This is a genomic window from Algoriphagus faecimaris (assembly GCF_900101705.1).
GTDB lineage: Bacteria > Bacteroidota > Bacteroidia > Cytophagales > Cyclobacteriaceae > Algoriphagus > Algoriphagus faecimaris.
Genome location: NZ_FNAC01000022.1, coordinates 40,533 through 52,924 on the forward strand (window position 1 = coordinate 40,533; position 12,392 = coordinate 52,924).

14 protein-coding genes and 2 tRNA genes are annotated in these 12,392 nt (G+C 42.5%); 13 read left to right on the plus strand and 3 right to left on the minus strand.

Annotation, left to right across the window (positions count from 1 at the left end; translation table 11 throughout):
* The first annotated feature begins 25 nt into the window (after positions 1-25).
* Genes BLQ57_RS12400 through BLQ57_RS12430 form a run of 7 tightly spaced genes read left to right on the plus strand, consistent with a single transcriptional unit; the run spans position 26 to position 4,760 of the window.
* Positions 26-523 carry a ComF family protein gene (locus BLQ57_RS12400; RefSeq protein WP_317042230.1) on the plus strand — a complete coding sequence of 166 codons (498 nt, stop codon included), beginning with the start codon at positions 26-28 and terminating at the stop codon, positions 521-523.
* A gap of 6 nt (positions 524-529) precedes the next feature.
* Positions 530-1,084: a YfiT family bacillithiol transferase gene (locus BLQ57_RS12405; protein ID WP_087939879.1), complete on the plus strand. Its 555-nt coding sequence runs from the start codon at positions 530-532 to the stop codon at positions 1,082-1,084.
* 5 nt (positions 1,085-1,089) lie between these two features.
* Entirely contained in the window at positions 1,090-1,848 is a 759-nt protein-coding gene (locus BLQ57_RS12410; RefSeq protein ID WP_087939880.1) for an SDR family NAD(P)-dependent oxidoreductase, read from the plus strand.
* A gap of 1 nt (position 1,849) precedes the next feature.
* Entirely contained in the window at positions 1,850-3,280 is a 1,431-nt protein-coding gene (locus BLQ57_RS12415) for a pyridoxal phosphate-dependent decarboxylase family protein (protein ID WP_087939881.1), read from the plus strand.
* 2 nt (positions 3,281-3,282) lie between these two features.
* Positions 3,283-3,858, plus strand: a complete 576-nt coding sequence (locus BLQ57_RS12420) for a hypothetical protein (RefSeq protein WP_087939882.1) — start codon at positions 3,283-3,285, stop codon at positions 3,856-3,858.
* Positions 3,859-3,868: 10 nt separating this feature from the next.
* A complete protein-coding gene (locus BLQ57_RS12425; protein ID WP_087939883.1) occupies positions 3,869-4,318 on the plus strand; it encodes a PaaI family thioesterase in 450 nt (149 codons plus the stop codon).
* Positions 4,319-4,346: 28 nt separating this feature from the next.
* A complete protein-coding gene (locus tag BLQ57_RS12430) occupies positions 4,347-4,760 on the plus strand; it encodes a hypothetical protein (RefSeq protein WP_087939884.1) in 414 nt (137 codons plus the stop codon).
* Positions 4,761-4,765: 5 nt separating this feature from the next.
* Here the strand turns inward: BLQ57_RS12430 and BLQ57_RS12435 are convergent, their stop codons facing one another.
* Positions 4,766-5,299, minus strand: a complete 534-nt coding sequence (locus BLQ57_RS12435) for an RNA methyltransferase (RefSeq protein ID WP_087939885.1) — start codon at positions 5,297-5,299, stop codon at positions 4,766-4,768.
* Positions 5,300-5,379: 80 nt separating this feature from the next.
* On the opposite strand from BLQ57_RS12435, the gene mutS reads away from it, so the two are divergent.
* The 5 genes from mutS to BLQ57_RS12460 all read left to right on the plus strand — a co-directional run bounded on the left by mutS (position 5,380) and on the right by BLQ57_RS12460 (position 10,130).
* On the plus strand, positions 5,380-7,986 hold the full coding sequence (gene mutS, locus BLQ57_RS12440) for a DNA mismatch repair protein MutS (RefSeq protein WP_087939886.1): 2,607 nt from the start codon (positions 5,380-5,382) through the stop codon (positions 7,984-7,986).
* 52 nt (positions 7,987-8,038) lie between these two features.
* The gene (locus tag BLQ57_RS12445) at positions 8,039-8,836 is read left to right on the plus strand and encodes a helix-turn-helix domain-containing protein (RefSeq protein WP_087939887.1); all 798 of its coding nucleotides are present in this window, start codon (positions 8,039-8,041) and stop codon (positions 8,834-8,836) included.
* A 139-nt stretch (positions 8,837-8,975) separates the two neighbouring features.
* Positions 8,976-9,048, plus strand: a tRNA-Gly gene (locus tag BLQ57_RS12450).
* A 70-nt stretch (positions 9,049-9,118) separates the two neighbouring features.
* Positions 9,119-9,202: transfer RNA gene (locus tag BLQ57_RS12455), tRNA-Leu, on the plus strand.
* A gap of 67 nt (positions 9,203-9,269) precedes the next feature.
* On the plus strand, positions 9,270-10,130 hold the full coding sequence (locus BLQ57_RS12460; RefSeq protein WP_087939888.1) for a mechanosensitive ion channel family protein: 861 nt from the start codon (positions 9,270-9,272) through the stop codon (positions 10,128-10,130).
* Here the strand turns inward: BLQ57_RS12460 and BLQ57_RS12465 are convergent.
* A complete protein-coding gene (locus BLQ57_RS12465; protein ID WP_087939889.1) occupies positions 10,107-10,574 on the minus strand; it encodes a pyrophosphohydrolase domain-containing protein in 468 nt (155 codons plus the stop codon). The two genes, BLQ57_RS12460 and BLQ57_RS12465, sit on opposite strands and share 24 nt — an antisense overlap.
* A 91-nt stretch (positions 10,575-10,665) precedes the next feature.
* Entirely contained in the window at positions 10,666-11,421 is a 756-nt protein-coding gene (locus BLQ57_RS12470; RefSeq protein ID WP_087939890.1) for a superoxide dismutase, read from the minus strand.
* Positions 11,422-11,603: 182 nt separating this feature from the next.
* On the opposite strand from BLQ57_RS12470, the gene dapF reads away from it, so the two are divergent.
* On the plus strand, positions 11,604-12,371 hold the full coding sequence (gene dapF, locus BLQ57_RS12475; protein ID WP_087939891.1) for a diaminopimelate epimerase: 768 nt from the start codon (positions 11,604-11,606) through the stop codon (positions 12,369-12,371).
* Positions 12,372-12,392: the final 21 nt, after the last annotated feature.

Consider the following 12,392-nt stretch of genomic DNA (forward strand, 5'->3'; position numbering starts at 1 on the left):
GGGATTAATCGAAATCGGTAGAGCCATGGCTTTTTTGAAGTTTTCTAAAGACGGAAAAAGCCAAAAACTACTTCACTTATTAAAGTATAGAAACCATCCCGAGCTGGGTGAAGCTTTAGGAAAGTGGTTTGGTGATGTGATAAAATCTCAAGATTTTTTCAAAGAGTGGGATTTGATTGTTCCGGTTCCTTTGCATAAGATGAAAAAACGGAGACGTGGCTACAATCAAAGTGAAGAGTTTGCCAAGGGCTTATCGCAAAGTCTGAATATTCCTTATCGTAATCTGATTCGGAGAAAAATTTTCACTGAAACTCAAACCAAAAAATCAAGGCTTCAAAGATTAGAAAATGTGGATCAAGTATTTGAAATTCAAGAAGATACAAACCTTCTCTATCAAAATGTCTTGCTAGTAGATGATGTAATGACCACAGGGGCTACACTCTGTTCATGTGCGAACGTGCTTTTGGCTAATGGCGCAAAAAACGTAGATTTGGCTACCATCGCCGCTGGTGGTAGAATCTAATAGCCCATGACGGATATAGAATTTCTAAAATACCCCATCGGGAGATTTAAGCTCCCTGAAAATGTTTCAGAATCCACCTTGAAAGAGGCGATTGAAACGGTTCGCTCACTTCCAGATTTGTTGGAAGAGGCTGTTCTTACTTATGATGATCAAAAGCTAAATACGCCCTACCGTCCGGGAGGCTGGTCTGTAAGGCAAGTCATACATCATCTCGCCGATAGTCACATCAATGCATTTATGCGATTTAAACTGGCGTTGACAGAAGAAAACCCTACGATTAAACCCTATGACGAGTCCTCTTGGGCCGAACTGCCTGATAATCAGCTTTCGGTTCTCCCTAGTTTGTCTTTGATTAAGTGCATCCATTTTAAATGGGTGTTTTTGATGGAAAATATGAGCAATGAGGATTTCCAAAAGACCTATTATCATCCGGAGAATAAAAACTCGCCTACCCTGATGGAAGTGGCTCATATGTACAGTTGGCATGGGGTGCACCACCTGGCTCATATACAGCACTTGGCTATCCGTGAAAATTGGCTTTCCAAATCTATTTCTGAATAATTCTAATGCAGATTTCCTTAAAAAATCAACGTATTCTTGTCACAGGTGCCTCTAGAGGTATAGGGCGGGCCATAGCCAAGCAGCTTTCCGATTCAGGAGCTGAGGTGATTATTCACTACAATTTCAATCGATTAGAAGCTGAGTCACTTTTAGCGGAGCTTGATTCTCTCGCGCATTTGGCAGCTTGTGATCTCTCTCAATCTGATGAGGTGGTGGGATTTATTCCCCAACTGGTCCAAAAATACGGCCCATTGACAGGCTTGGTGAATAATGCAGGAATTTCTCCTTCTGCTCCTGACACTCTTCCTACTTCAGAATGGTTGCAGATTTGGGAAAAAACCTTAGCTGTCAACACTACGGCCATAGGAATCCTTTGCAAAGAATTTTTGGATCAAGCTAAAAATCAGGGAGAAGGCCGTATTGTGACGATTTCTTCTCGTGCAGCCTTTCGAGGAGATACGACGGATTACTTGGCCTACGCAGCTTCTAAAGGAGCCTTGGTCAGTCTGACGCGATCCATTGCTCGACATTATGGCAAAAAAGGAATCAAAGCATTTTTGATCGCTCCTGGATTTACCCGTACGGATATGGCAGAGCAGATTTTATCGGAGTATGGGGAAGAGTTTGCGCTTAATGACATTGCGCTCAATGAATTGACCCGGCCTGAGGATATTGCCCCTATGGTCACTTTACTCTGCTCTGGTCTAGCTGATCATGCGACTGGTACTTCCATAGATATTAATGCAGGCTCTTACGTAAGATAACATGACCAAGGAAGAATTTAGAAAGCAAGCTCACCTATTGGTGGATTGGATGGCTGATTATCTTGAAGAAAAGGAGAATTATCCCGTTACTCCTTCAGTAAAACCCAAAGCTATTTTCAATCAACTGCCCGGTTCGGCTCCTGAAAATGCTGAATCTTTCGAACAGATTTTTGAAGACTTCAAAGAGATAGTTCTTCCGGGGATGACGCATTGGCAACACCCCTCATTTTTTGCCTATTTTCCAGCGAATAACTCTGAGCCCTCAATTTTAGCAGAAATGCTGATGTCTACGCTTGGAGCTCAATGCATGTCTTGGCTCACCTCTCCTGCAGCTACAGAGCTGGAGGAGCAGGTGTGTGATTGGCTCAGAGATGCCAAGGGGATCGATTCCTCATGGAAAGGAGTCATCCACGATACCGCGAGTACCGCGACATTGAGTGCTATCCTCACGGCGAGGGAGAAAGCTACTCGCTTTCAAATCAACGAAAGGGGCTTTTCAGGCAATCAGGTTTTCCGAATCTATTCCTCCTCCCATGTGCATTCTTCGATTGATAAGGCTGTAAAAATAGCTGGGATAGGAGTCCAAAACCTGGTAAGAATCCCTGTGGATGAGAATTTTTCTATGATTCCTTCGGAGTTGGAAAAAGCTATTTTAGCAGATAAGGAAACTGGATATTTACCACTTTGTGTGGTTTCAGCCTTGGGCACGACGAGCTCAACAGCGGTAGATCCCATAGATGAAATTACCCAAATCACCCAGAAATACGGTCTTTGGCACCATATTGATGCGGCTTTTGCTGGTACGGCTTTGCTTTTACCCGAATTTCAGCATTTGATCCAAGGACATCAAGGGGCAGACTCTTATGTCTTCAACCCTCATAAATGGATGTTTACCAATTTTGACTGTACGGTATTTTTTATACGAGAGCCGCAGTATCTGGTCAACACGTTTTCTCTCACGCCCGAATACCTCAAAACCCAACTTGATGATCAGGTCAATAATTATCGGGATTGGGGAATACAACTGGGTAGAAGATTTCGTGCGTTGAAGCTTTGGTTTGTCATCCGAACCTATGGAATGGAAGGTATTCGTGCCAAACTCAGAAACCACCTGGTGCTGGCCCAAAAAGCTAAGAGTTGGATCGAAAATGAAGCAGATATGGAGATTTTGGCTCCGGTGAACTTTAACACCATTTGCTTTCGGATGAATCCTGCAAATCTACCCTCAGACCAACTCAATTCACTTAACGAAAGCTGGATGAATCGTGTCAATCAGACGGGAAAAGTTTTTTTCTCTCATACCAAGCTGAATGGTTCCTACGTGATTCGCTGGGTCATCGGCCAAACTGACGTGCAGGAGAAACATATAGCAGCGGCTTGGAGTTTGTTGAAAGAAGAAAAACAAAAGCTATTAGCTGAGCAAACTCCCTAAGAATGCCCCATAGAGATCCAATTTTGACACCTGAATTGGTTAAAATCCTAAAAATTTTCGGTTTAGGTTCTTTGATTTTTGTCTTGACCCTTTCCTTTTTCAATACCTATCGGGCTTCAAATTCTGGAGAGGATTTGACCTTCCGGTATTCGGATTCTGCCAGAATTTACTTTCTCAATCTTAAGGCTATAAATTATGACCGGGAGTTTAGAAAAGATGCCGGCATGACCCTTTACAGGCACAATGGCTTTGTCCAAACCGATAGTTTTCCCGGTTTGGTTTTGGCCCTGATTCTCAATCCTGCTAAAGATGAAGCCTACCTTTATCTGGAGCCTTATCAAACCGAATGGCCTTTGGAGTTGCAAATAGAAGGAAGTAGTGATACTCTTTTAGAATTAAAGAATGGAAACAAGTTTGACCATCTTCAACAAATAGAACAGCTTCTTCCCTACCTCAGCGAAAACGCAGACTTTTCCCTTCTTATCCAAAATCAAAAAATTCCAATTTGGAGTGAGGAATCCGAAAGGGAAGCTCTTAAAGCTACTTTTGAGGACTATTTTAGACTTATAGACCTGTAAAATATTAAAAATGACTAATCCACAACTTGAGTTTTTCAAATCACAAATCGGAAAAACACTGGATAAAACGCCTTCTGCGGCAGGCAATTGGCTTGCCGGAAAACTCTTGGCTATCGAAGCAGGCTACATTGAGGTCCAATATACCATCAGGCCTGATATGTGTAATCCTGCGAAAATTCTTCACGGAGGAGTGGCCTCTTTAATGATGGATGATGTGATTGGGATGGCTAATTTTGTGGCGGGTTCGGAGTATTTGATGACTAGTATTAATTTGTCTGTAGATTTTTTATCCTCCGCAAAAATTGGTGAGGAGTTGATAGTGTCCGCAAAATTAATTCGATCCGGCTCCAACCTTAATCATTGGGAAGCCGTAATTACTAAAGATTCAGGCAAAATTGTAGCCAAATCAAGTTCTAATATGATCAAAACACACCTGAAATTGAAGGATTTGGGTTTCTAATAGATTTTAATCAACTTAATTTTAACCAATGAAAAAAATTTTATTTACAGCGATTTTTGGCCTATTTTCCTTGCTAAGCTATTCGCAGACTACCGTTTCTTATCATCAAAGCAACCTTCCTTTTGTAGGGATAAATACACAACTGGGTGAACGATGGCTGCCTGAACTTCGAATAGGGACAGACAATTTTGTAGAAAATCTCAGTCTTGAAGTCGTAGGAAACTACATGGTCAAGTCTGACGAGGACAAGCAAATTTACCTAGGTCTAGGTGGTAGACTCAACTTGTTTGAAGGGGTAGTAGTACCATTGGGGATTAATTATTACCCTTTTGATAAAAAAGATTTTGGCTTTCACATGGAGGCGGCACCCATCATTACTTTTAATAATGGGGCCTTATTCAGAGCGTCGTTTGGTATACGCTACCGATTTTTGAAAGATTAGAGGGTTTAAAACTGCTCCAATTTTATCATCAAATCCCAAACTGCTATTCCGAGAGAAACAGAAATGTTGAGCGAGTGCTTGGTTCCCAATTGAGGGATTTCAAGCACTTGATCACATTTTTTTAAAACGGCATCTTCCACTCCAAAAACTTCATTGCCAAATATCAAGGCGTATTTTCCCCCTTTTTTGGGAGTAAATTCATTAAGCATTACCGAGCGATCCACTTGCTCCAAGGCACAGATTTGATATCCGTCGGCTTGGAGTTTATCCACCGCGTCTAGGGTATTGAGACTGTATTCCCACTCCACTGATTCGGTAGCCCCGAGAGCAGTTTTTTGTATATCCCGATGAGGGGGAGTTCCGGTGATACCGCAGAGGTAAATCTTTTCTATACGGAAGGCATCTCCTGTTCGAAAAGCAGAACCCACATTGTTTAGGCTGCGAACATTGTCAAGCACCAATACAATTGGGGACTTTTCCTTTTCCTTAAACTCCTCTACTGAGAGCCTTTCGAGCTCCTCCATGCTTAATTTCTTCATCTTTTTTGATCTACCTTGCTTATCGGTTATTTTCAGACTTTATTCGAAGCCCCAAATTTAAAAGAAATATATCCCTACCTATGAGCAAGTCCAAAGATGGAAAAGAAACTCCACTGATGAAGCAATATAATGCGATCAAAGCCAAGCATCCTGGTGCTTTGCTCTTGTTTCGTGTGGGGGATTTTTACGAGACTTTTGGCGAGGATGCCATCAAGGCCTCCAAGGTCCTTGATATCGTGTTGACCAAGCGCGCAAATGGTGCTGCCTCCCATATTGAATTGGCAGGTTTCCCCCACCATTCCTTGGACACCTATCTGCCCAAACTGGTCCGTGCGGGAAATCGAGTGGCCATCTGTGATCAGCTTGAGGATCCTAAATCAGTGAAAGGGATTGTCAAAAGGGGTGTGACCGAACTGGTAACTCCCGGCTTATCCTACAATGATCAAGTATTGGATACCCGAAAAAACAATTACCTGGCCTCTATACATTTTGGAAAGGAAACCCATGGAATTGCATTTTTGGATGTCTCTACGGGAGAATACATGTGTGCAGAGGGAAATGCCGCCTACATCGAAAAGCTACTTCAAAGTTTTGCTCCTGCAGAACTCATCTATTCCAAAGCGGCTAAAAAGACTGCTGCGGAAGTCGTCAAAAATGATTTCATCACCTTCCACTGTGAGGACTGGGTATTTCAATTTGATTTTGCTTATGAAAAACTCAAAAATCATTTTGAAACAGCCAATCTGAAAGGCTTTGGGATAGAGGATTTAGCTTTGGGAATCACTGCTGCCGGAGCTATTTTGTATTATTTGGAAGAGACGGAGCATCGGGAGGTTCAGCATATTTCGGCGATTTCCCGCATAGCTGAGGAGAAATATGTCTGGCTGGATAAATTTACGATACGTAATTTGGAGTTGGTTTTTCCTCAGCATGAGGGCGGAGTTCCTTTGATTCAGATTTTGGATCAGACAGTCACCCCCATGGGTTCTAGAATGATGAAAAAATGGATGGTTTTGCCATTGAAAGAAAAGTCCCAAATAGAGGAGCGCCTAAATGTGGTTGATTTTTTTCATCAAAACCATGATTTGATCGAAGAGATCATCTCTCAGTTGCGGCATATAGGTGACTTGGAGCGCTTGATTTCCAAAGTAGTCGTAGGTCGTGCCAATCCAAGGGAAATGAATCAAATCAGACGGGCACTGAAGTCTATTTTACCGATCAAGGAGCTCCTGAAAAATCAGGAAAATGCAACTCTCAAACGGCTTTCTGATCAAATATACCCTTGCGAATACCTCCTTGAAAAAATCGAAAATGAACTCCAAGAAGATGCCCCCATGCTGGTACATCAGGGAGGAGTCATAAAAGATGGAGTTGATCCACAATTGGATGAATACCGTCAACTGGCTAATTCAGGAAAGGATTACCTTGTACAAATACAGCAGCGGGAAGTACAAAAAACCGGTATTTCCTCTCTCAAAATAGCCTTTAACAAAGTCTTTGGCTATTATCTGGAAGTGACTCATGCACATAAAGACAAGGTGCCTCAAGACTGGATTCGTAAGCAGACACTAGTCAATGCCGAGCGATACATCACGCCGGAACTGAAAGACTATGAGGAAAAAATCCTGAATGCCGAGGAGCGAATGATTATTCTAGAGCAGAGGTTTTTTCAGGAGTTAGTTCAGGAGGCAGCACAGTATGTCACTCATATTCAGCAAAATGCCCGAATAATTGGTACCTTGGATGCCCTACTTTCTTTTGCCAAAGTAGCTTTGACCAATAATTATTCCCGCCCCAAAGTGTCGGATACCGAAAGTCTGGAAATCAAAGACGGCAGGCACCCGGTGATTGAGAAGCAATTGCCCCCCGGAGAGGAATACATTCCCAATGATATCTATTTGGATCACGATAGTCAGCAGATCATGATCATCACCGGACCCAATATGGCGGGTAAGTCGGCCCTCTTGAGACAGACTGCTTTGATTGTTCTGATGGCGCAGATGGGTAGTTTTGTGCCTGCATCCTTTGCCAGATTGGGAATCATCGATAAGGTATTTACTCGAGTAGGTGCTTCAGATAACCTTTCCCGTGGTGAATCTACCTTTATGGTGGAGATGACCGAGACAGCAAGTATTCTGAATAATCTCTCGGATAGGAGCTTGGTCTTGATGGATGAGATCGGGAGAGGCACATCTACCTACGATGGGATTTCTATTGCTTGGTCCATCGTGGAGTTTTTACATAATCATCCCACTTTCAAAGCCAAAACCTTATTTGCAACTCACTACCACGAATTAAACCAACTGACGCAGGATTTTCCCCGGATCAAAAACTTTAATGTAGCTGTCAAGGAAGTAGGAAATAAGGTGATTTTTATGCGAAAACTGAAAGAAGGGGGTAGTGAGCATAGCTTTGGTATTCATGTAGCACAAATGGCCGGAATGCCCAATCCTGTGGTACTGAGAGCGGCTGAAATCATGTCTCATCTAGAAAAAGACAAAGCGATGCAAGAGGGAAAAGACTCGGCGAAATCCATTCCCAAAAACAATTATCAGTTGAGCCTTTTCGAGATGGACCCTAAATTCAAAGAAGCTAAAGAGCTGATTGATCAAATCGACATCAACTCTATATCTCCGATTGAGGCACTTTTAAAGCTTCATGAGGTCAAAAAGAAACTAGAGGGATAAAAATTGGTTTTTATATGTAAATTATCGCAATTAAAGCGAATACGTGATTTGAATGGATAAGGTATTATTAAAAGACCTCCGCAAACAGGATAAATACACTAAGTTTTTCAGTGATTGGGCCAAGCAGGAGTTTAAGGCACATCCCAATGAAAAAAAGCTGATTGAAAACTTAGAGGTACTCAGCCAAAACATTGGTATGAGAGAAGGATTGGTTATTGCCTGTTTCGATTATAGAAATTTAAGCCTTGCTTTTTTTACGGGAGAGGTAGAAAGCCTGACGGGTTATCCGGAGTCGGTATTTCGAAAAAAAGGAATGGAGGCAGCTTTTACCATGATTCATGAAGAAGATCGTGCTGAGCTTTTTAGATTTCAAAAAATAGTCTTCGAGGCTTTTCATCAGTTGACATTGCAGCAGCGCCATTCCTTTGAGTTTTCATATACGACCCGATGGGTGCATCGCACCACTCGAGAAGTAATTTGGGTGATGGGAAAAGTGCGTCCCTATTTGATTGATGAAAAGGGCAATTTTGCCATGGATCTACATATCATAGTGCAGCTATTGACTCCACCCAAAGAAAAGGGTTATGATTGGACCTATTCTTATACCAAAGAAGACGGTACTAGGGTTTTGGTCAGTAAAAACTCTCCTGACAGAAGGCAAATCAAGCTGACGAAAAAAGAAAAGGAAATTATCAAAATGATCTTGGAAGGCCTAGGGTCCAAAGAAATTGGTGAAAGCATGAATATTTCCATCAATACGGTTTCTACCCACCGAAAAAATATTCTGCGGAAATTAGGAGCAAAATCTACGGCTGAAATGGTGAAGATTATTGCTTCTTATGATTTTTAATACAAGCTGAATATCAATTAAATGCAGGGATAGAAAGAATATTTGTAAAATTTTCCTCTACGAAATATTGTAAAAATCAAAGAGGAACTTACCTTTGCATCCACAAATCACTCGGATCACGTTTCGGGTTTTGACATAAGCGAGAGTAGCTCAGCTGGTAGAGCACGACCTTGCCAAGGTCGGGGTCGCGAGTTCGAATCTCGTCTCTCGCTCAAGACAAGCCCTTGCAAAAGGGCTTTGTCGTTTTAAGTTAAAAGTAGCTCAGGCATAGTTCGGAGTGAAGCCGGGATGGTGGAATTGGTAGACACGCAAGACTTAAAATCTTGTGTCCATCTGGACGTGCGGGTTCAAGTCCCGCTCCTGGTACAGAAGCCTCGCAGAAATGCGGGGCTTTTTGTATTTTGAGGCATTATTTACTTTTAACCACCAGAACATGGACTTAAGGAGCTACTTTACCTTCGATTGGGATTCCTATCAACACATCGCTATTACCGCAGCTATTGCGATAGCGATCCTTATTGTATTTTATTTGGTGGCCAATTTACTTCAAAGGCTCCTCAGAAAGCGCCTTATGCGCCGAATGGATGATCCCCTTCTAGCCAATTTTCTCTCGGTGATTTTTAGATTGTTGATCTTATTGATTGGCTTTATGGTCGTCTTCCGAGTAGTGGGTCTTACGGGAGTGGTTTCTGGGCTTTTGGCTGGAGCCGGCATCACGGCTTTCGTCATTGGTTTTGCCCTCAAGGACATAGGAGAAAATTTTCTTGCAGGAATACTCCTAGCCTTCAAACGACCCTTCCGGGTAGGAGATGTCGTGGATATCAATGGAATAAGCGGAAAAGTAGTGACTCTAAATCTCCGTGATACTCAAATCAAAACTGCAGATGGCAAAGATGTCTTCATCCCGAATGCTAACATCATCAAAAATGCTTTGGTCAACTTTACCATTGACGGGTATCTTCGATATGATTTTGTGATCGGGCTAGATTACGGATCCGATTATCAAGGAGCCATGGACCTGATTATTCAAGAAGTCAGTCAAGTAAAGGGGGTACTCAGTGAAGTAAAGCAGCCGAATATTTGGATTGCTGATTTGGCAGAAAGTACCTTGAATCTTCGAGTGACCTTCTGGGTGGATACTTTTAATCCTACAGTATCAGATCTGAAAGTTAAATCTCAGGTAATTATTCGTGTGCTTCAGGCGCTAGAAAAGGCTGGTTATAATCTTCCTTCCCGTATCCTAGAGCTTAAAAATCACCAAAACCTGCCTTTATCGATCCAGAATCCCCTTTAAGTCTGCCGGAGAATAGTTGACAGACTTGAGTGTTTTACGATCACCCTCTCTAAATACCAAGAAGAGATCTCCTTCTTTTTCATAAAAACATTCTGTGCCTTTGAGCTTATAATGGGCTACAGTGGCTTGGGCTTCAGCCTCAGTCAGACAGGCTTTGCTCATGTTGGACCGCTGTACCTCGTCGAAAAGCATCTTGAATTTTTCTCCTAGCCCAAACTCCAAAATGGCACCTGATAACACATACTGCAAATCACAAAGCGCATCTGCAATCTCCACCAAGTCTTTTTGCTTGATTGCCTCCTCTAGTTCTTTGAGCTCCTCTGCCAAAAGTGATACCCGAAGAGCACAGCGGGTTTCATCTGGAATTTGAGGACTGGGAAGGACAGGGTGCTTAAAAGTCTCATGAAAAAGTGCTACCGATGTGAGTGATTTAGGATCTTGCATGGATTGTTGTTCTGGTTTTGGAAGGTCGAAGTAAATAAAAAAGAGGCTGATGGTAAAAATTCACCAGCCTCTTTTTTGATCTTATTTAATATTATATAGCCGCGGAGAATCGATCGGCTACGGTTTTCCAGTTGATAATATTCCAAAAGGCAGAAACGTAATCTGCTCTTCGGTTTTGATAGTTTAGGTAGTAGGCATGCTCCCACACATCTAGCCCAATCAGCGGGGTTCCCTTAAAATCAGAAATATCCATCAAAGGGTTGTCCTGATTGGGGGTAGATCCGATCGCCAATTTTTTGTCTTCTCCGACGACTAGCCAAGCCCAACCGGAACCAAACCGGGTTCCCGCAGCGCTTTCAAATTGCTCAGCAAAAGACTCAAAACTTCCAAAAGAATCGGCGATTGCATCGGCGAGGGCCCCTTCCGGTCTTTCTGCTGCATCGGGACTCATGATTTGCCAAAACAACTCGTGGTTGTAATGCCCTCCTCCGTTATTTCTCATTTTGGTGCTGTATTGGGAGATAGATGCTAAGACATCTTCCAAGGGTTTACTGGTATCGACATTTTCTTCTCCTAGGGCATCATTCAGGTTTTTGGCATATCCTGCAGCATGCTTAGTAAAGTGTATCTCCATCGTCATGGCGTCGATATGTGGTTCCAGCGCAGAAAAATCAAAACTAAGAGGAGTCTGTGTGTAGCTTGTTGCCAAGATGGAAGTTCCCTCCCCTTTGGCATCATTGCTACAGGCAGAGAAGATCCCTGTGCCTACTACTCCTACAGCAAGACTTGCCTTGGAGCTGTTGGATAAAAATTTACGACGAGATATTGAGTAGTCTGTAAGTTTCATTTTTGTTTAACAGTTTTATTTGAAATCGGTTAGAAAATCAACCTGAAAGTACACATTCTAAAAGGAAATCGGAATTGCTAATCAGACAATTCGTCCGATTTTCTGTCAGTTTGGTTAAGTTTGCAGCTTAACAGGGTCTTGGACAAGTTTTTGAACCCTAGGTTTCTTCAAAAATTAAAGAAATGATATTCTATAAATATCAAGGCACGGGAAACGACTTCGTCATGATTGATGATCGTGAAAATCAGTTTGATGATCAGGATTTGAAGTTGATCTCCAGCCTTTGTGACCGCAAGTTTGGGATTGGAGCAGATGGGTTGATTTTGATTCGGAATCATCCCGATTATGATTTTGAGATGATTTATTTCAATGCAGACGGTTCACAGAGTATGTGCGGAAATGGTGCCCGGTGTGCTGTAGCTTTTGCGGGATTTTTGGGGGTAGTACAAAAGGAAACCCATTTTTTGGCAATTGGTGGACCTCATGAGGCTGTCTTAACCGATGAGGCAGTAGAGTTGAAAATGGGAAATGTCTCAGGAGTACATGAAGCGGGTGATGATTGCTTTGTCGATACCGGCTCTCCTCATCACATTCGCTTTGTCGATCAGATAGAGCAATATCCCGTAGTGGAAGAAGGTAAGCAGATTCGCTACGATGAGCGCTATTCTCCGGGAGGGACTAATGTTAACTTTGTCTCTCCTATCCGTGAGGACGAGCTATTTGTCAGAACCTTTGAGCGGGGAGTAGAAAATGAAACTTTATCCTGTGGTACGGGCGTGACTGCTGCAGCGATTGCCTATGCTCAAGATAAAAAGGAGGCTAATGTGAAAATAAAAACCTTAGGAGGTCAACTATCCGTTCGATTTAAAAGGAATTCGGATGAATCTATAGAGGATATTTGGCTGACAGGTCCTGCAAAACAAGTCTATAAGGGACAAATCGACCTTTAAACCCAAAGCCGCTTCAGGGCT

Coding starts and splice junctions, on each gene's coding strand:
- mutS (WP_087939886.1), top strand. CDS start 5,380: ATGAGCAAGTCCAAAGATGGAAAAGAAACTCCACTGATGAAGCAATAT.
- BLQ57_RS12430 (WP_087939884.1), top strand. CDS start 4,347: ATGAAAAAAATTTTATTTACAGCGATTTTTGGCCTATTTTCCTTGCTA.
- BLQ57_RS12420 (WP_087939882.1), top strand. CDS start 3,283: ATGCCCCATAGAGATCCAATTTTGACACCTGAATTGGTTAAAATCCTA.
- BLQ57_RS12400 (WP_317042230.1), top strand. CDS start 26: ATGGCTTTTTTGAAGTTTTCTAAAGACGGAAAAAGCCAAAAACTACTT.
- BLQ57_RS12470 (WP_087939890.1), bottom strand. CDS start 11,421: ATGAAACTTACAGACTACTCAATATCTCGTCGTAAATTTTTATCCAAC.
- BLQ57_RS12405 (WP_087939879.1), top strand. CDS start 530: ATGACGGATATAGAATTTCTAAAATACCCCATCGGGAGATTTAAGCTC.
- BLQ57_RS12460 (WP_087939888.1), top strand. CDS start 9,270: ATGGACTTAAGGAGCTACTTTACCTTCGATTGGGATTCCTATCAACAC.
- dapF (WP_087939891.1), top strand. CDS start 11,604: ATGATATTCTATAAATATCAAGGCACGGGAAACGACTTCGTCATGATT.
- BLQ57_RS12445 (WP_087939887.1), top strand. CDS start 8,039: ATGGATAAGGTATTATTAAAAGACCTCCGCAAACAGGATAAATACACT.
- BLQ57_RS12410 (WP_087939880.1), top strand. CDS start 1,090: ATGCAGATTTCCTTAAAAAATCAACGTATTCTTGTCACAGGTGCCTCT.
- BLQ57_RS12465 (WP_087939889.1), bottom strand. CDS start 10,574: ATGCAAGATCCTAAATCACTCACATCGGTAGCACTTTTTCATGAGACT.
- BLQ57_RS12435 (WP_087939885.1), bottom strand. CDS start 5,299: ATGAAGAAATTAAGCATGGAGGAGCTCGAAAGGCTCTCAGTAGAGGAG.
- BLQ57_RS12415 (WP_087939881.1), top strand. CDS start 1,850: ATGACCAAGGAAGAATTTAGAAAGCAAGCTCACCTATTGGTGGATTGG.
- BLQ57_RS12425 (WP_087939883.1), top strand. CDS start 3,869: ATGACTAATCCACAACTTGAGTTTTTCAAATCACAAATCGGAAAAACA.